Here is a 17577-nt window from a genome sequence, read left to right on the forward strand (position 1 = left end):
GAGCTTCATGCGGCTGAATTCGATCAAGCTGGCCGGCTTCAAATCCTTTGCCGAACCCACCACCTTCCAGTTGCCAGGGCAGCTTGTCGGCGTCGTGGGCCCCAACGGCTGCGGCAAGTCCAACATCATGGACGCCGTGCGCTGGGTGCTGGGCGAGAGCAAGGCCAGCGAGCTGCGTGGCGAGTCCATGCAGGACGTCATCTTCAACGGCAGCGGCAACCGCAAGCCTGCCGGGCGCTCCAGCGTGGAGCTGGTGTTTGACAACAGCAGTGCGCGTGCCGGCGGGCCGTGGAACCAGTTCACCGAGATCGCCGTCAAGCGCGTGCTGACGCGTGACGGCACCAGCAGCTACTTCATCAACAACCAGCCGGTGCGCCGCCGCGATGTGCAGGACGTGTTCCTGGGCACCGGCCTGGGGCCGCGCGCCTACGCCATCATCGGCCAGGGCACCATCTCGCGCATCATCGAGAGCAAGCCCGAAGAGCTGCGGCTGTTCCTCGAAGAAGCGGCCGGCGTGTCCAAGTACAAGGAACGCCGCCGCGAGACCGAGAACCGGCTGAAGGACACGCGCGAGAACCTGACGCGCGTTGACGACATTCTGCGCGAGCTGAACGCCAACCTCGAAAAGCTGGAGCGCCAGGCCGAGGTCGCGGCCAGCTATCGCAGCCTGCAGGACGCCGGCACGCTGAAGCTGCACCAGCTGTGGTGGCTGAAGGCCCGAGACGCCGGCAACGAGGCGACGCGGGTCAAGCAGGCCTACGCCGAGGCGCAGACGGCGCTGGAAGCCCGCATGGCCGAACTGCGTGCGGTCGAGGCCGAGTTGGAAGAGGTGCGCCAGGCGCACTACGCCGCCGGCGACGAGCTGCATGCCTCGCAGGGGCGCTTCGCAGAAGCGCAGCTGGAAGTGAGCCGGCTGGAGGAGCGCATCCGCTTCGTCGTCGAGAGCCGCAACCGCGCGCAGCAGCGCCTGGCCGAGCTGCATGCGCAGGATCAGCAGTGGCGCGAGCGCGTGGAGCAGTCCACCGCCGAGCTGGAAGGCATTGCCGAACAGATCGCCGGTGCCGACGAGCAGAGCGAGATCCTGGCCGCGCAGGCCGAGGAGCAGCAGGCTCAGCTGCCCAACAGCGAGGACGCGGTGCGCGCCGCCCAGGCCCGCGCCAACGAGCAGCGGGCGCTGGTGGCCCAGGTGCAGCAGCAGATCCAGGTGCTGGCCGCCGAGAGCCGCAGCGTGGACGAGCAGGTCAAGGCGCTGCGCCAGCGCGAGGACCGGTTGACGGCCGAGTCGCGCGCACTGGGTGCACCCGACCACGACGCGCTGGAGGCGCTGAAGGCCCGCAGCGCCGAGGCCGACGAGGCGCGCGACCTGTCCGACGCCCGCCTGCACGAACTGGCCGAGCAGTTGCCGCAGATGGAAGAACAGCGCCGCAACGCGCAGCAGGACGCCAATGCGCAGCTGGCCAAGCAGTCCGAGCTGACCGCCCGCCTGGAGGCTTTGCGCGCGCTGCAAGAGAAGGTGCAGACCGAGGGCAAGCTGAAGCCCTGGCTGGCCAAGCACGGCCTAGACGGGCTGCAAGGTCTGTGGACCAAGCTGCACATCGAGCAGGGCTGGGAGAACGCGCTGGAAGCCGCTCTGCGCGAGCGCATGGGCGCACTCAGCGTGGGCCGGCTGGACACGGTGCGCGCCTTCGAGATCGATGCGCCGCCCGCCCGTCTGGCCTTCTATTCGACGCCGGCCGGCGCGATCGCCAACACGCACGAGACGCTGCCCAAGCTGACCTCGCTGCTGAAGCTCAATGACACCGGCCTCATCGCGCTGCTGAACGACTGGCTGGAAGGCGTCTACACGGCCGCCAACCTCGACGCCGCGCTGGCCGCGCGCGACAAGCTGACGCATGGCGAGCTGATCCTGACGCCGCAAGGCCATGCGGTGGGGCAGTTCTCGGTGACCTTTTACGCGCCCGATTCGGAGCAGGCCGGCCTGCTGGCGCGTGCGCAGGAGATCGAGCAGCTGACGACGGCTCAGCGCGCGCAGAACCTGATCGCCGACGAAGCCCGCCTGACGCTGTCGCGCGTCGAGCACCAGTTCAACGATGCCAACGGCCGCCTGACCACGCTGCGCCGCGAGGCCAGCGAGGCGCAGACGCGCGCGCACCAGATCCATGTCGAACTGCTACGCCTGACGCAGCAGGCCGAGGCCAGCCAGCAGCGCCGCAGCGCGCTGGATGCCGAACTCGCCGAAATTGCCGGGCAGCAGGAAGCGCTGCAGGAACGCCGCGCGGTCGGCGAGGCGCGCTTTGAGGAACTGGACATCCAGCTGGGTGACGCGCAACAGCGCCATGCCGAGCTGGAAGACGGCACCATCGCCGCCGAGCGCAAGCTGGCCGACGCCCGTGAGCAGCTGCGCACGCTGGAGCGCCGCGCGCAGGAAGCCCGCTTCGCGACGCAGACGCTGGCCGCCCGCCGCGGCGAGCTGCAGCGCGGCATCGAGACGGCGCAGGCGCAGATCGCACAGGTGGCGACCTCCGCCGCCAGCCTGCAGACCGAGCTGGACGGCTTCAACGACGCCGCCGCACAGGCCGGCCTGCAGGATGCGCTGGCACTCAAGGTCGAGCGCGAAGGCCAGCTGGCCGCCGTGCGCACGAACTACGACGACCTGAGCCTGCGGCTGCGCAAGGCCGACGAGCAGCGACTGACGTTCGAGCGCAGCCTGGACCCGCTGCGCGAGGCCATCACCAAGCTGCAGTTGGAAGAGCAGGCCGCGCAGCTGGGCGGCGCGCAGTACCGCGAGCAGCTCGAAGCCGCGGAGGTCGACCAGGAGGCGCTGGCCAGGACCATCGAAGAGAACGGCGTGAAGCTGTACGGCCTGCAGGGCGAGATCGACCGCATCAACCGCGAGATCGCGGCGCTGGGTGCGGTCAACCTCGCCGCGCTGGACGAGCTGACCGCGGCCCGCGAGCGCAAGACCTTCCTGGACTCGCAGTGCGCCGACCTGAACGCGGCTATCCAGACGCTGGAGGACGCGATCCACAAGATCGACCTGGAGACGCGCGACCTGCTGGGCTCCACCTTCAACCAGGTCAACGAGCACTTCGGCCGCATGTTCCCCGAGCTGTTCGGCGGCGGCCAGGCCAAGCTGGTCATGACCGGCGACGAGATCCTGGATGCCGGCGTGCAGGTCATGGCCCAGCCCCCGGGCAAGAAGAACAGCACCATCCACCTGCTGTCGGGCGGCGAGAAGGCGCTGACGGCCATTGCGCTAGTGTTCGCGATCTTCCAGCTCAACCCCGCGCCGTTCTGCCTGCTGGACGAGGTGGACGCGCCGCTGGACGACGCCAACACCGAGCGATACGCCAAGCTCGTCTCGCAGATGAGTCGCGTGACCCAATTCCTCTTCATCTCGCACAACAAGATCGCGATGGAGATGGCGGAACAACTGATCGGCGTGACGATGCAGGAGCAGGGCGTCTCGCGCATCGTGGCGGTAGATATGGACAAGGCCCTAGCGATGGCCGAGATGGCATGAACCTGACCCTGACCGAACTTCTCGCAATCGCCGGCGGCGTCGTGCTGGCCGGCGTTGTCGCGCACGGTGCCTGGCAGGCGCGCAAGGCTGGCCCCAAGCGCGCGCTGCCGCCGATGGAAGAACCCAGCTTCGACGCCCCGCCGGCGGGTACCGTGGCCGAGGCTGCGGCCGTCGTGGAGCCCGACACGATGGAGGTCACGCTGCCCGCCGTCGCGCGCCCGCAGCGCAAGCCCTCGGCGCGCATCGATGCGCTCATCGATGCGATCGCGACCATCACCGTCGAGCAGCCGGCATCGGGCGAGCTGGCCTTGCAACACCAGCCGGGCAGCCGCCGTGCCGGCACCAAGCCGCTGCAGATCGAAGGCCTGAACGCGCAGACCGGCGAGTGGGAGCTGCCCGCGCCGGGCCAGCGCTACAGCGAGTTCCAGGCCGGCTTGAAAATGGCCAACCGCAGCGGGGCGCTCAACGAGATCGAGTACTCCGAGTTCGTGCAGAAGATCCAGGCCTTTGCCGACGGCATCGGCGGCTTTGTGCAGTTCCCCGACATGCTGGACGTCGTCGCCCGCGCCCGCGAGCTGGACCAGTTCGCCGCCAGCCACGATGCGCAGCTGGCGCTGCTGCTGCGGGCCAAGGCGGCCGCGTGGACGCCGGGCTTCGTGCAGCAGTCGGCCGCCCGTCACGGCTTCGTGGCCGGCTCGCTGCCGGGCCGCCTGGTACTGCCTTCGGGCGAGGACGGCGCACCGCCGCTGCTGACGCTGCAATTCGACGCACAAGCTGCGCTGGCCGAGGACCCCGAGGCGCTGTCGCTGCGCGAACTGACGCTGGCACTGGATGTGCCGCAGACGCCGCAGGAGTCCGAGCCATTCGCCGTCTGGCAGGAATCGGCGCGCGCGCTGGCGCGCGACCTGGAGGCCGAGATCTGCGACGACCGAGGCCAGGTGCTGGGCCTGCATGCGTTCGCGGCCATCGATGTGGAGCTGAAGAAGCTCTACGAGGCGCTCGCCCAGCGTGATCTCGCGGCGGGATCGCCGGCGGCGCGAAGGTTGTTCTCGTAATGACCACGTCGCTGCTGCTGATCAGCCTGCTGATCCTCGGCAGCGCGTTCTTCTCGATGGCCGAGCTGTCGCTGGCCGCATCGCGCCGGCTGAACCTGCAGCAGCGTGCCGACGCGGGCGACCCGCGCGCGGCCCAGGTGCTGGACGTGCAGGAGCACCCGGGCGACTATTTCACCGTCGTGCAGATCGGCGTCAACACGGTGGCCATCCTGGCCGGCATCGTGGGCGAGGGCGCCTTCACGCCTCATTTCGAAGCGGCCTTCCAGCTGGCGATGGCGCCCGACCTGGCGGCGACGCTGGGTTTTGCGGCGTCCTTCATCAGCATCACGTCGCTTTTCATCGTGATGGCCGACCTGGTGCCCAAGCGCCTGGCCATGAACGAGCCCGAGCGCATCGCGATGAATCTCGTGGGGCCCATGCTGTTCCTGTGCCGCGTGCTGAAGCCGCTGGCCTGGTTGTTCGGCAGCATCACCGAGGGCCTGATCCGCGTGCTGGGTCTGCCGGCCAAGCGCGACGAGACCATCAGCTACCGCGACATCCTGGCGCTGACCGAGGCGGGCTACCAGGCCGGCGTCGTCGCGGACGAAGAGCAGCAGGTCATCGCGAATGTGTTCGAGCTGGACACGCGCACCGTCGAGACGGTCATGACGGCGCGCGAGCGCATCGTGTTCTTCTCGCGCGGCGATGACGATGCGCTGATCCGCAACCGCATTGCCGACACGCCGCACTCGACCTACCTCGTCTGCGACGGCGACATCGACCAGGTCGTCGGCTATGTGGACGCGACCGACCTGTTCCAGCGCGTGCTGCGCGACGAACCGCTGTCGCTGCAGGCCGACGCGGGCGCACCGGTCAAGAAGGTGCTCATCGTGCCGGACCGCCTGACGCTGTCCGAGATGCTGACTCAGTTCCGCGACGCGCACGAGGACTTCGCCGTCATCGTCAACGAGTACAGCCGCGTGGTGGGCGTCGTCACGCTGAACGACGTGATGAGCACGGTGATGGGCGCGCTGGTGGCGCCCCACGACGAGGAACAGATCGTGCGCCGCGAGGACGGCTCCTTCCTGGCCGACGGCATCACGCCCATTCCCGACGTGGAGCGGGCGCTGGGCATCGAAGGCTGGCCGCATGCCGGCACCTACGACACGCTGGCCGGCTTCCTGATGGTGATGCTGCGCCGGATCCCGCGGCGCACCGACGTCGTCGAATGGGAAGGCTGGCGCTTCGAGGTCGTGGACGTGGACAGCTACCGCGTTGACCAGGTCATGATCACCGCGGTAGCGGCTGCCACTAGAACTTGAAGTTGCCGTCGGCGCGCGACTGCGTGCCGCCACCCGCGCAGCTCGTGAACTCGCGGTTGCCGCTGCCGGTGGCCTGGTTGCTCTCCCAGGTGGCCGTCGAGCCGTTCCACTTCACGTACTTGTACTGGACGGCCGTGCCGGCCGGCAGGTTGACGGTGCCGCTCCAGGGCACGTTGGCGCCCGAACCCTGGATGGTCAGCGCGAAGCCCGACGCCGGCGCCCAGGCGCCCAGGCCCGTCGCGCTGCCGACCACGCGCAGGTTCTGCCCCCAGCTGGTGTTGGCGTTGGCGATCGTGAAGGTCACGGCGCAGCTGCCGCCACCGCCGCCGCTGCTGGTCTTCTGGCCGGTGTGGATGGCAACGGCCGCGTTGCTGCCGCTGTTGTTGGCGGGCACCGTGAAGCTGGCGTTGCCGCTGGCATCCACGGTCACGCTGTCGGCCGTGCAGCCGGTGCCGGCGGCGTTCTTCTCACCGTTGATGACGTTGCAGTAGGTGCCGGCAGCCATGCCCGTGGCGAAAGTGCGAGTCCAGGCGCTGCCGCTGTTGTTCAGCGCGACGAAGCCCGCATTGCCGCGGCTGAACGCGACCTGGTTGCCGTTGTCGCCGACGATCCAGTTCTGCTGCGCCTGGCCGATGGTGGCGTTGCGGAAGCCCACCATGTTGGCCAGCGGCGTCCAGCGGTGCGCGAAGTCCCACACGACGTTGATCTGCGGGCTGCCGCCGCTGTAGGGGCTGGTGGTGGGGCGGTCGGCGTCGACGTTGCTGAACTTGTAGCCCGAGAACAGCTGCGCCTCGCCGTAGGCCTGGGCCAGCATGAAGATGTTGGCGAGCGTGTAGCGCTGGTTGGCGCCGTCGTTGCCGCCAGCGTTGTTGATGTTGAGCGAGCCGCCGTGGCGTTCGGTGTCCCAGTTGGCGATGAAGACGGTCGCGTTCTGCGGCTGGATGAAGCCCCAGCTGCCGCCCCAGTTGCCCCAGGTGCCCATCACGCCGGGGATGCTGGACAGCGTCATGCCGTTGTGGCCGCGGAAGACGTCGCGCATCGCGTACGTGAACTGGAATTCGTTCAGCGTGCCGACGGGGAAGTAGCTCGGCCGGTCCGCTTCGCCGTCGTTGATGATTTCCTGTGTGACCCAGATGGGCTCGCCCTGCAGCGTCGTCGGGTAGGCGGCCTTGACGGTGTTCATGATGTCCACCCAGGCGTCCGCCGGCATGTGCTTGGAGGCGTCGATGCGAAAGCCATCCACGCCTAGCGCGAGAAGCGCCTTCAGGTAGTTGACGATCTGGCCCTTGACGTAGGGGTTCTCCGTGGCCAGGTCGGGCAGGCCGCCCAGGCGGCAGTTCTGCACCGCCCAGCGGCCGGCCGGCGTGTTGTAGTCACCGGGTTGGATGTCGCAGCGGGCGTGGAAGTCGTTGGGGCTGAAGAAGGGGTAGCTCAGCGTGTTGCCGTTCCAGGTGGAGCCGTCGGTGGCGGTGCCGCTGCCGTCGGCCATCTGGTTGACGACGATGTCGGCGTACACGCGCACGCCGGCGGCGTGGCAGGTGTTGATCATGGATTGCAGCTGGGCCGGTGTGCCCATGCGGCTGGTCAGGTTCACGTAGTTGACCGGCTGGTAGACGCCCCACCAGCCATTGGCCACCTTGGACGCATGCGGTGGCGAGATCTGCACGCCGCCCACGCCCTTGGGGCCGAGGGACTGCGTGCATTCGGTGGCGATGTCGGGCCACGACCACTGGAACATCTGGACCGACGTGGCCTTGGGATTCAGTGCCTGGGCGGGTGTTGCCAGGCAGGCCAGGGCGGCGCTGGCGGTCAGCGTCAGGGCGTGGGCGAGCCTGCGGCTCGTGGGCAGCTTGTGCATGAGTTGTCTCCGGGTTGGGTGTTGACCCTGCCCTCGATGCGGGGCAGCGGTTTCGGCCAGTCGACTGCATGCCATGGCCGCCTTTCCTGGTTCTGGAAAGTGGAGCGACTCTAGGCAATGAACGATGGCAAATAAGTAGTAAAACTACTAAATTGGCGATCTCATCCCTAAATTCTCCGGAGGCTCAGATGTTTTTTAAGGTAGTTTGATTACGCAATCATGTTTCTTCGGCAGGGTTGAGCAGGGGCGTGCAAACGAGACAATGCCGCGCATGACTGCTCCCTTCGCCCAGCGCGCCGCCGAGTTGCGCGACCAGCTGAACCACCACGCCCACCTGTACTACGTGCTCGACGCACCGGCGCTGCCGGACGCCGAGTACGACAAGCTGTTTGCCGAGTTGCAGGCCATCGAGACGGCGCACCCGGAACTGCTGACGCCCGATTCGCCGACGCAGCGCGTCATCGGCGCTGTGCTGCCGGGGCTGGTGCCGGTGACGCACGTGGTGCCCATGCTGTCGATCACGACCGAGACCGACACGACCGAGGGCGGAGCGATCAACTTCGACGCGCGGGTGCGTCGCGAACTGGGGCTGACCGAGGCCGACCCGCCGGTGGAATACGCCGCCGAGCTGAAGTTCGACGGCCTGGCCATGAACCTGCGCTACGAGCAGGGCGTGCTGGTGCAGGCGGCCACACGCGGCGATGGCGAGACGGGCGAGGACGTCACGCAGAACGTGCGCACCATAGGCCAGATCCCGCTGCGGCTGAAAGGCGGCGCGCCGCCGGTGCTGGAGGTGCGTGGCGAGGTCTACATGCGCCGCGACGATTTCGAGAAGCTCAACGAACGTCAGCGCGAGCGCGGCGAGAAGACCTTCGTGAACCCGCGCAACACGGCGGCCGGTGCGATCCGCCAGCTGGACCCTGCGCTGGTGCGCCAGCGGCCCCTGTGCTTCTATGCCTACGGCTTGGGCGAGGTGCAGGGCTGGGAGATTCCCGCCACGCACGCCGGCATGCTGGACGCGCTGGCGGCTTTCGGCCTGCCGGTCAACGCCGACCGCGTCGTCGCGCAGGGCGTAGCGGGGCTGGTCGAGTTCCACCAGGCCATCGCTGCCAAGCGCGATGCGCTGCCGTTCGACATCGACGGCATCGTCTACAAGGTCAACTCCCGCGAGTTGCAGGCCAAGCTGGGCTTCAAGACCCGCGAGCCGCGCTGGGCCGTCGCGCACAAATACCCGGCGCAGGAGCAGGTGACGACGCTGCTGGCCATCGACATCCAGGTGGGTCGCACCGGCAAGCTGACGCCAGTGGCGCGGCTGGACCCGGTGTTCGTCGGCGGCACGACGGTCAGCAACGCGACGCTGCACAACCTGTTCGAGATGCGCCGCAAGGACGTTCGGTTGGGCGACAAGGTCATCATCCGCCGCGCGGGCGACGTGATCCCCGAGGTGGTGGGCCGCGTGCCGGGCGAGCGGGCCAGCTACGTGCCCAACTTCCACATGCCGCGCGCCTGCCCCATCTGCAAGAGCGAGGCGGCGCGCGAGCGTGGCGGCATGGATTACCGCTGCACCGGCGGCGTGTTCTGTCCGGCGCAGCGCAAGCAGGCCATGCTGCATTTCGCTGGCCGCCGCGCGATGGACATCGAGGGCCTGGGCGACAAGCTCGTGGAACAACTGGTGGATCATGGCATCGTGCTGAGCCTGCCGGGCCTCTACAAGCTGGGCGTGGCCAAGCTCGCCGCGCTGGACCGCATGGCCGAGAAGAGCGCGCAGAACATCGTCGACGCGCTGGAGAAGAGCAAGACGCCCACGCTGGCGCGCTTCCTTTTCTCGCTGGGCATACGGCAGGTGGGCGAGACCACGGCCAAGGACCTGGCCCGCCATTTCGGCACATTGCAAAAGTTGATGGATGCCAGCGTCGAGCAACTGCTGGAAGTGCCGGACGTGGGCCCCATCGTCGCGGCCAGCATCCATACCTTCTTTTCGCAGCGCCACAACCGCGAGGTCGTCGAGCAGCTGCTGGCGGCCGGCGTCCAGCCAAAGGAAAGCGAAGGCGAGGGCGACGACCGGCCGCGACCGCTGCTGGGCAAGACGCTGGTGCTGACCGGCAAGTTCCCCACCCTGAGCCGCGATGAGGCGCAGGCCTTGGTGGAAGAGGCGGGTGGCAAGGTCAGCGGCTCGGTGTCCAAGAAAACGAACTACGTCATCGCTGGTGAAGACGCGGGCAGCAAGCTCGACAAGGCGCGGGCGCTGGGCATCACGGTGCTGGACGAAGCGGGTCTGCGCGGGTTGTTGGCAAGTTGAATCGCCCGTTCGCGGTGATACCGTGCACGAGGAGCGCCGGGGCGGCCCGTGCACTGAACAAGGGCGCGATCGATGAGGAGCATGCCTCGGCTTCGTTGGTGCATTCGGCTGCTGACGTTGGGGTCAGCGCTGCTGCAGGCTGCCGCGGTACAGGCGCAGCCCGACGTCGTGCAGGGGGCGGCCCCTGCCTGTCGCCAACTGGTCGCGTCCGGCAATCCCCAGTATCCGCCGTACCTGTGGCGCAGCACCGAGAGCAGTGAGCGGCTCGTCGGAGCCAACGTGGAGATGCTGACTTGGCTGTCCAAGGAAGTTGGGGTGCCCATTGAGGCGCGCTACGTGGGCCCCTGGGCCCGCGTGCAGGAGGAGATGCGAGCGGGTCGCATCGACCTCATCGCCGGTGCCTTCTTCACGCTGGCGCGCACCGAGTACATGGATTATTTCCATCCGGCGTTCCGCGAGACGCGTTCCGTCGTGCTGGTGCGCAGCGGCAGCAACCTCGACTACCGGCGCTGGAGTGACCTCGCCCCGCTGCAGGGCGGCACCGTCATCGGCAACAGCTTCGGCGAAGAGTTCGACCGCTACGCCAAGGAGAATCTGCAACTCACGCAGGTCAGCGGTCTGGCGCAGGCCCTGCAGATGCTGCAGCGCTCGCGCATTGACTATCTGATCTACGAGGACAGTCCGGCGCTGGCTTACGTGGCGCGCCTGAACATGCAGAACGTGCGGCCGCTGCGGCCGGCCGTGGCGAGCGAGTCGCTGTACCTGACCCTGTCGCACCGCTCGCCTTGCAACACACCGGAGTTGCGTGGCCGGCTGGCGCGGGCGATGTACGCGCTGTCCCGCCAGGGGCTGATGAACGGCTGGATCGACAGCAATATCCAAGTCTGGAAGCGCATCGGCCCAGCGCCCTGATTCACCGGCCCGTCAGCAGGCCGGACCGGGCCCAGTCGGGCTTGGTCTCGAACAGGTGGTCGATGAAGGCGCGCGTCTTGGCCGGCATCAGCCGGCGGCTGGCCGTCAGCAGGTGCACGTCCAGCGGCTCGTAGCGCCAGTCCGGCAGCACCGGCACCAGCGTGCCGGCCTCCAGGTCGGGCGCCACCATGCCGTAGGGAAAGCTGCCGATGCCGCCGCCCGCGCGCGTCAGCGCCAGCACCAGGCCGATGGAGTTGGCCTCCAGCGGCCCGCGCAAATCGATGTCGGCCCGCTGCGCACCGTTCAGCAGCGTGCGCTTGTTGGCGTCCTTCGCCTGGGTCAGCACGACGAAATCGTGCTCGGCCAAGTCGGCCGGCTGCTGCGGCGCGGGCCGTGTCTGCAGGTAGACGGGGCTGGCGAACAGGCCGCGCTCCAGCACCATGAAGCGGCGTGCGACCAGCTCAGGTTCGTCCACCGGGCCCACGCGCACGGCCACGTCATAGGGCTCGTTGAACAGGTCCACGCGGCGCGGCGTCGTGTCCACCTCCAGCTCCACCTTGGGGTAGCGGCGCACGAAGCGCGCGAAGCTGTCGGCCAGCACCAGCATCGCGAACTCCGCCGGCACCGACACGCGCAGCCGGCCCTGGGGCGTGGCGTCGCGCGAGGCCAGCCAGCCCAGCGTCTCGGCAATGTCGTCATGGTGGCGTGACGCCCGTTCGGCCAGTTGCTCGCCCAGTTCGGTCAGCGTCAGCCGGCTGGCGCCGGGCACGAACAGCCGGGCGCCCACCGAGGTCTCAAGCGCCGTCAGTCGCCGGCTCAGCGTGGCCTTGGGAACGGCCAGGTCGCGCGACGCGGCGGACAGCGATCCGGCCTTGTGCACCTGGGCCAGCAACAGCAGATCGTCGACTTTCATGGGCGCAATGATGGGTTCGCGTCTCGATTTATTTCGTTTCGTTTCCGGAACGATGCGTTTGGATTTTGTGGCTATGCGCAGTAAATGGAACTTTCTACAGTCGCCGCCATCATGTCAACGGCCCGCCTGTTTCCCGCCCAACACCACCGCATCGGCTCCGGCTTCGAGGCCGAGGGCTGGCGCGAACCGCTGGCGCTGCTGGACCCGTTCCTGATGGTGGACCACTTCCGCATGCGCGAGCCGGTGTTCGCGCCGCACCCGCATGCAGGCTTCTCGGCGGTGACCTACCTGTTCGACGACTCGGCCACCGGCATGGTCAGCCGCGACTCGCTGGGCGGCGAACACGCCATCCAACCCGGCGGCTTGCACTGGACGCTGGCTGGCCGCGGCGTCATGCACGACGAGTTCCCGGCCCAAGCCGGCCGCGAGGCCCATGGCCTGCAGATCTTCGTGAACCTGCCGGCTGACCAGAAGCTGCGCGCACCGGAAGTGCTGAAGCTGGCGCCCGAGCAGATGCCGCGCTACGAGGGCGCCGGCTGGCGTGCCGTGCAGGTCTTTGGCGGCGAGGCGGGTTTGCGCCTGGTGTCGCCGGCGGCGCTGTCCATCGTCGATGTGGACGCCGGCGCCCGCTTCGACACGGCGCTGGCGGTGGGCGAGCAGGGCTTCGCCATCGTCGTGAGCGGCCATGGCCAGGCGGGTGAACTGCCGCTGTCGCCGGGCCGCGCGCTGAGCCTGACCGACCTCGCGCCCATCTCCCTGCAAGCCGACGAAGGCCTGCGCCTGGCCTGCTTCAGCGGCCGCCCGCTGCGCGAGCCGGTCGTGCGGCACGGCCCGTTCGCGATGAGCGACGAGGGCCAGGTCGTCGCCGCGCTGCAGCGCTTCCATTCCGGCGGCATGGGCCGTCTCAGTCCCCGAACAACAAACACAGTCCCCAAGGAAACCCAGTCATGAACGCACCGCAAGAAAACGCGCCCAAGCCCGCCCAGAACGGCAAAAAGAGCGGCCCGCCCGTGCCGCTGCTCATCGTCGGCGCACTGCTGCTGATTGGCGGCACGGTGATGGGCGGCCGCATGTGGTGGCGCAGCCAGCATCTGGTGGAGACGGACAACGCCTTCATCGCCGGCCGCATCCACCCGGTGTCGGCCCGCGTGGCCGGTGTCGTCACCGACCTGCGCATGCAGGACAACGCGGTCGTGAAGGCCGGCGACGTGCTGCTGCGCCTGGACCCGGCCGATGCGGCCGTGCAGGTCGAGCGGCTGAAGGCGCAGATCGCGCAAGCCGATGCGGCCATCGCCACCGGCGGCGCCCAGGTCGCGCAGGCCAAGGCACAGGCGGCCGCCACCGGCTCGCAAGTCGCCCAGGCCGAGGCCGTGCTGGCCCGCACCGAGCTGGATGCCAAGCGCAGCCAGGCGTTGTTTGGCGCCGAGCTGCGCGCCACGTCCAAGCAGGAGCTGGATGCCGCGCTCGCCGCGCGCGACGTGGCCCGCGCCGACCTTGCCGCGAAGAAGGCCAGCGCCAATGCCGCCAAGGAGGCCGTGGCCGCCGCGGAAAGCGCGCGTCAGTCCGCCAACGCGCAGAAGGCCGCGACGCAGGCGCTGCTGAAGGATGCGCAGAACCAGCTGGGCTATGTCGAAGTGAAGGCCGCCAGCGACGGCCGTATCGGCAAGCGCACGGTGGAGGTGGGCCAGCGCGTGCAGCCGGGCCAGCAACTGGCCGCCGTCGTCGAGAACGAGACCTGGATCGTAGCCAACTTCAAGGAAACCCAACTGGCCAAGATGAAGCCGGGCCAGAAGGTGCATGTGCATATCGACGCCTTCCCGGGGCACGACCTGATCGCAAAGGTCGACAGCTTCGCGCCGGCCTCGGGCGCCAGCTTTGCGCTGCTGCCGCCGGACAACGCGACCGGCAACTTCACGAAGATCGTGCAGCGCGTGCCGGTGAAGGTCGTGTTTGAGCCCGAGAGCCTGAAATCGCTCGGCGAGGCCGCGACGCGCATCGTGCCGGGCCTGTCGGTGCAGGTGGAAGTCGAGATCTAAGACCCGACCATGGGCAACGAGAACTACCTCCCGCCGCCGCCCGACCAGAAGGTCAGCGGCCGCACCTGGATCGCCGTGCTGGCCAGCCTGTTGGGCGCCTTCATGGCGGTGCTGGACATCGCCATCACCAACTCGTCGCTGCGCGACATCCTCGGCGCGCTGTCGGCCACGCAGGAAGAGGGCTCCTGGATCTCCAGCGCCTACCTGGTGGCCGAGATCGTCGTCATCCCGCTGGCCGGCTTCCTGGCCATGGTGTTCTCCACGCGCCGCTACCTGATCGTCAACGTCGCGCTGTTCCTGGTCTTCAGCACGCTGTGCGGCATGGCCTGGAGCCTGGAGAGCATGATCGCCTTCCGCGCGGCCCAGGGCTTCACGGGCGGCGTGATGATCCCGATGGCGATGACGCTGGTCACGCGCAAGCTGCCGCTGAACAAGCGGCCCGTCGGCCTGGCGCTGTTCGGCATGACGGCCACGCTGGCGCCCACATTGGGCCCCACCATCGGCGGCTACCTGACCGAGCTGTACGGCTGGCCCAGCATCTTCTACATCAACTGGGTGCCGGGCCTGCTGCTGATCTTCGGCGTGGCCTATGGGCTGGACAAGGAGGCTATGAACCTGAAGGCGCTGCGCGATGTCGACTGGTTCGGCATCCTGTGCATGGGCGTGGGCCTGGGGTCGCTGACGGCGATGCTGGAAGAGGGCAACTCCAAGGACTGGTTCCAGAGCCACTTCATCATCGGCGCCGCCGTGCTGGCCGCGGCCGGCATCTACGGCTGGGCCTGGCGCGGCCTGACGCGCAAGAACACCTTCATCGACCTGCACATCCTCGGCCGACCCAGCTTCCTGATCGCCGGCGTCATCGCGTTCACGACCGGCATGGGTCTGTACGGCTCGGCCTTCATCCTGCCGCTGTACCTGGGCCAGATCGCGAACTACACGCCCATGCAGATCGGCCTGGTCATCATGTGGATGGGCTTGCCGCAGCTGTTCATCATGCCGTTCGCGGCCAAGCTGTCCACGAAGCTGGACAACCGCGTGATGATGAGCCTGGGCCTGGGGCTGTTCGCGCTGTCGTGCTTCATGAACACGCACATGAGCGCCGACACGGCCGGGCCGGAGCTGATCGCCGCGCAGATCGTCCGCGCGCTGGGCCAGCCGCTGATCATGATCACGCTGACCAACTTCGCGGTGAACGGCATCCCCCCCAACCTGCTGCCCAGCGCGTCGGGCATGTTCAACATGATGCGCAACCTGGGCGGCTCGGTGGGCATCGCGCTGCTGGCCACGCTGCTGACCAACCGCGAGCACCTGCACAGCGCCCGCATCGGCGAGGCCGTCACGCTGTACGACCCGGCCACGCAGGCACGGCTGGACGCGCTGACGCAGAACTTCGCCGCCAAGGGTGCCGACCTCGCCACCGCGCAAGACATGGCCCTCAAGGCGCTGGACAACGTCGTGCGCCGCGACAGCTTCGTCATGGCCTACAACGACGCCTTCCTGATCCTGGGCGCCGCCCTCATCAGCTGCGTGGCCATCGTCTGGCTCAGCAAGAAGGTTCTCGGCGGCGCTGCTTCCGCAGAGGCCGCTCACTGAATTCAGGAGAGATCACGATGATCCAACTCAAGACCGTTCTCACCCTCGTCGCCACGGCCGCCCTGACCGCCTGCACGACGCTGGGCCCCAACTACCAGGCGCCTGCGGCCAACGCGCCGGCTGCCTATCGCGCAGCAACGACGGCCGGTGCCGAGCTGCAGCGCGACTGGTGGCTGATGTTCAACGACGCGCAGCTCAACGCGCTGGAGGCGCAGGCGCTGCACGCCAGCCCGACACTGGCGGTGGCTGCCGCGCGCATCGAGCGCTCGCGGGCGGTGTTCGGCGCGACGCAGGCCGACCGCCTGCCCCGCGTGGATGTCGGCGCCAATGCCGGAGGTCTGCGCACGTCGGCCAAGGCGACGACGACGCCGGTGCTGAACGGCCGCGCGGTCACGTTTGAAGGCGAGAGCTTCGGCCTGTCGGCAAGCGTCGGCTGGGAGCTGGACCTGTGGGGCCGCGTCAAGCGCCAGACCGAGGCCGCGCAGGCCCAGCTGGATGCCACCACGGCCGATGCCGCCGCCGCCCGCGTGGCGCTGACGGCTGACGTCGCCGCCGCCTACTGGCAGTGGCGTGCGCTGGCCGATGAAGCCACCGCGCTGCAACGCGTGCGCGACAGCCGCGCCCAGGCCTTCCAGGTCGCGCAGACGCGTTTCGATGCCGGCTCGTCGACGACGCAAGACCTGGAACGCGTGCGCGCCGAACTGGCGGCCGCCGATGCCGACGTGGCCGACATGCCGCGCCGCCAGGCGCTGGCGATGAACCAGCTGGCCGCACTGACCGGCCAGCCGGCCGCGGCACTGAAGCTGCAGGCGTCGCCGCTGAGCGCGCCACCGGCGATCCGCGCGGGCCTGCCGTCCGAACTGCTGCAACGCCGCCCGGACCTGGCCCAAAGCCTCGCGCAGCTGCACGCGGCGACGGCCCAGGTCGGCATCGCCGAGGCGGCCTTCTACCCGTCCATCAAGCTGACGGGCAGCTTCGGCTACTCGAGCGAAGACCTGGGCTCACTGATCTCCGCGCCGGCACGCCTCTACAACGTGGGCCCCAGCATCTCGCTGCCGATCTTCGAGGGTGGCCGCAACAAGGCCAATCTGGCGTCCGCCAAGGCCTCGGTCGACGAATCGCTGGCTAGCTTCCGCGGTCGCATGCTGCTGGCGCTGCGCGAGGTGGACGACGCGCTGGCCGAACTGCAGGGCAGGGCGGCCGTCGTCGAGGCGCAGAACCGCACGCTGGCCTCGTCCGGCCAGGCGCTGACGGTGGCAAAGAGCCGCTACGACCAGGGTGCCGTCAGCTATCTGGACGTGACGGAGGCCGAGCGCACGCCGCTGGCCACGCAACGTGCACTGGCCCAGCTGCGCGGCGCGCAGTGGGCCGCGACGGCGCAACTGGTGAAGGCGTTGGGCGGCGGCTGGAGCGGCGCCAACGGCGGCTGAGTCAGCGTTTCAGCCAGCCCCACCAGGCGCAGGCGGCCACCGGCAGCGCCAGCAGCACGTTTCCGGCCAGGTCGCCGAAGCCACCGTCGCTGAACAGGCCCACCACCAGCCCGATGCCGCTGGCCACGCCCAGCGCGATGGGCAGCGTCCACATGCCGCCCTTGCGGTCCGTGCTCATCGTGCACCCTCACGGGCCAGCGCCGGTTGGGCCGCTGCCGATTCCTCATCGTCCGCAACGGCATTCGGCGCCGGCGGGCCCTTGCGCAGCCACAGGTAGAGCCCGCTGCCCAGCACGATGATGGACGCGATGTCCAGCAGTGCCCAGATCATCTGCATGGGCAGGCCACCGTAATCGCCGAAGTGCAGCGGCTGCGACACCAGCAGCGCCGTCAAATACCAGGGCAGCTCGGGCTTGGCGGTGACGGCGGCCGTCTTGGCATCCACCAGCACCGGTTGCACCAGACGCGAGGTCAACGGCTCGTTGCCGCGCAGGAAGAAGGTGTGGTGGTGCGGGCTGGAGAACGCCGTGCCGGGGAAGGCGATGAAGGACAGCTTGCCGTCCGGCACCGCCTGTTTCGCGGCCTCCATCGATGTCTGCACCGACGTGCGCTCGGCCAGCGCCACCGGCGGCTGGCCTTAGCAACCCATTGCGGGCAG

At 68.7% G+C, this 17577-nt stretch carries 12 protein-coding genes and 1 pseudogene; 9 read left to right on the top strand and 4 right to left on the bottom strand.

Annotation, left to right across the window (positions count from 1 at the left end; all coding sequences use genetic code 11):
* The first annotated feature begins 7 nt into the window (after positions 1-7).
* The 3 genes from smc to paeA are packed head-to-tail and all read left to right on the top strand — an operon-like array spanning position 8 to position 5879.
* Positions 8-3523 (top strand): chromosome segregation protein SMC, encoded by a 3516-nt coding sequence (gene smc / locus J2X21_RS07970; protein WP_310326976.1) that lies wholly within the window; start codon positions 8-10, stop codon positions 3521-3523.
* Positions 3520-4578 carry a cell division protein FtsZ gene (locus tag J2X21_RS07975; protein ID WP_310326978.1) on the top strand — a complete coding sequence of 353 codons (1059 nt, stop codon included), beginning with the start codon at positions 3520-3522 and terminating at the stop codon, positions 4576-4578. The genes smc and J2X21_RS07975 overlap by 4 nt, the downstream gene beginning before the upstream one ends.
* On the top strand, positions 4578-5879 hold the full coding sequence (gene paeA, locus J2X21_RS07980; protein ID WP_310326981.1) for a polyamine export protein PaeA: 1302 nt from the start codon (positions 4578-4580) through the stop codon (positions 5877-5879). Before J2X21_RS07975 ends, paeA begins: the two co-directional genes overlap by 1 nt.
* Here the strand turns inward: paeA and J2X21_RS07985 are convergent.
* Positions 5869-7737 carry a carbohydrate-binding module family 20 domain-containing protein gene (locus tag J2X21_RS07985; RefSeq protein WP_310326984.1) on the bottom strand — a complete coding sequence of 623 codons (1869 nt, stop codon included), beginning with the start codon at positions 7735-7737 and terminating at the stop codon, positions 5869-5871. The genes paeA and J2X21_RS07985 overlap by 11 nt on opposite strands.
* 262 nt (positions 7738-7999) lie before the next feature.
* Between J2X21_RS07985 and ligA the strand changes: the two genes are divergently transcribed.
* Together ligA and J2X21_RS07995 are read left to right on the top strand one after the other, a co-directional pair.
* A complete protein-coding gene (gene ligA / locus J2X21_RS07990; protein WP_310326986.1) occupies positions 8000-10036 on the top strand; it encodes an NAD-dependent DNA ligase LigA in 2037 nt (678 codons plus the stop codon).
* 81 nt (positions 10037-10117) lie between these two features.
* Positions 10118-10948 (top strand): substrate-binding periplasmic protein, encoded by an 831-nt coding sequence (locus tag J2X21_RS07995; RefSeq protein WP_310326987.1) that lies wholly within the window; start codon positions 10118-10120, stop codon positions 10946-10948.
* 1 nt (position 10949) lies between these two features.
* On the opposite strand, the gene J2X21_RS08000 is transcribed toward J2X21_RS07995, so the two are convergent.
* Positions 10950-11861: a LysR family transcriptional regulator gene (locus J2X21_RS08000; protein ID WP_310326989.1), complete on the bottom strand. Its 912-nt coding sequence runs from the start codon at positions 11859-11861 to the stop codon at positions 10950-10952.
* A gap of 111 nt (positions 11862-11972) precedes the next feature.
* Here J2X21_RS08000 and J2X21_RS08005 point away from each other — a divergent pair, with 111 nt between their 5' ends.
* Genes J2X21_RS08005 through J2X21_RS08020 form a run of 4 tightly spaced genes read left to right on the top strand, consistent with a single transcriptional unit; the run spans position 11973 to position 16920 of the window.
* Entirely contained in the window at positions 11973-12812 is an 840-nt protein-coding gene (locus J2X21_RS08005; protein WP_310326993.1) for a pirin family protein, read from the top strand.
* Complete coding sequence (locus tag J2X21_RS08010; protein ID WP_310326997.1) at positions 12809-13897, top strand: HlyD family secretion protein; 1089 nt, start codon at positions 12809-12811, stop codon at positions 13895-13897. The genes J2X21_RS08005 and J2X21_RS08010 overlap by 4 nt, the downstream gene beginning before the upstream one ends.
* Positions 13898-13906: 9 nt before the next feature.
* Positions 13907-15490: a DHA2 family efflux MFS transporter permease subunit gene (locus J2X21_RS08015; RefSeq protein WP_310326999.1), complete on the top strand. Its 1584-nt coding sequence runs from the start codon at positions 13907-13909 to the stop codon at positions 15488-15490.
* Positions 15491-15507: 17 nt separating this feature from the next.
* On the top strand, positions 15508-16920 hold the full coding sequence (locus J2X21_RS08020; protein ID WP_310327000.1) for an efflux transporter outer membrane subunit: 1413 nt from the start codon (positions 15508-15510) through the stop codon (positions 16918-16920).
* 1 nt (position 16921) lies between these two features.
* On the opposite strand, the gene J2X21_RS08025 is transcribed toward J2X21_RS08020, so the two are convergent.
* Both J2X21_RS08025 and J2X21_RS08030 read right to left on the bottom strand, forming a co-directional pair.
* Positions 16922-17098, bottom strand: a complete 177-nt coding sequence (locus tag J2X21_RS08025) for a hypothetical protein (RefSeq protein WP_310327004.1) — start codon at positions 17096-17098, stop codon at positions 16922-16924.
* A pseudogene (locus J2X21_RS08030) lies at positions 17095-17556 on the bottom strand (PepSY domain-containing protein); the annotation flags it as partial. The pseudogene J2X21_RS08030 and the gene J2X21_RS08025, both read right to left, overlap by 4 nt.
* Positions 17557-17577 lie beyond the last annotated feature (21 nt).

It is taken from the genome of Roseateles asaccharophilus, assembly GCF_031458115.1.
Classification (GTDB): domain Bacteria; phylum Pseudomonadota; class Gammaproteobacteria; order Burkholderiales; family Burkholderiaceae_C; genus Pelomonas; species Pelomonas asaccharophilus_A.

What these genes read in the sequence shown, in the direction of transcription:
- J2X21_RS07985 (WP_310326984.1), bottom strand. Translation starts at nt 7,737, where the DNA reads ATGCACAAGCTGCCCACGAGCCGCAGGCTCGCCCACGCCCTGACGCTG.
- J2X21_RS07975 (WP_310326978.1), top strand. Translation starts at nt 3,520, where the DNA reads ATGAACCTGACCCTGACCGAACTTCTCGCAATCGCCGGCGGCGTCGTG.
- paeA (WP_310326981.1), top strand. Translation starts at nt 4,578, where the DNA reads ATGACCACGTCGCTGCTGCTGATCAGCCTGCTGATCCTCGGCAGCGCG.
- J2X21_RS08015 (WP_310326999.1), top strand. Translation starts at nt 13,907, where the DNA reads ATGGGCAACGAGAACTACCTCCCGCCGCCGCCCGACCAGAAGGTCAGC.
- J2X21_RS08020 (WP_310327000.1), top strand. Translation starts at nt 15,508, where the DNA reads ATGATCCAACTCAAGACCGTTCTCACCCTCGTCGCCACGGCCGCCCTG.
- J2X21_RS07995 (WP_310326987.1), top strand. Translation starts at nt 10,118, where the DNA reads ATGCCTCGGCTTCGTTGGTGCATTCGGCTGCTGACGTTGGGGTCAGCG.
- J2X21_RS08005 (WP_310326993.1), top strand. Translation starts at nt 11,973, where the DNA reads ATGTCAACGGCCCGCCTGTTTCCCGCCCAACACCACCGCATCGGCTCC.
- J2X21_RS08000 (WP_310326989.1), bottom strand. Translation starts at nt 11,861, where the DNA reads ATGAAAGTCGACGATCTGCTGTTGCTGGCCCAGGTGCACAAGGCCGGA.
- smc (WP_310326976.1), top strand. Translation starts at nt 8, where the DNA reads ATGCGGCTGAATTCGATCAAGCTGGCCGGCTTCAAATCCTTTGCCGAA.
- J2X21_RS08010 (WP_310326997.1), top strand. Translation starts at nt 12,809, where the DNA reads ATGAACGCACCGCAAGAAAACGCGCCCAAGCCCGCCCAGAACGGCAAA.
- J2X21_RS08025 (WP_310327004.1), bottom strand. Translation starts at nt 17,098, where the DNA reads ATGAGCACGGACCGCAAGGGCGGCATGTGGACGCTGCCCATCGCGCTG.
- ligA (WP_310326986.1), top strand. Translation starts at nt 8,000, where the DNA reads ATGCCGCGCATGACTGCTCCCTTCGCCCAGCGCGCCGCCGAGTTGCGC.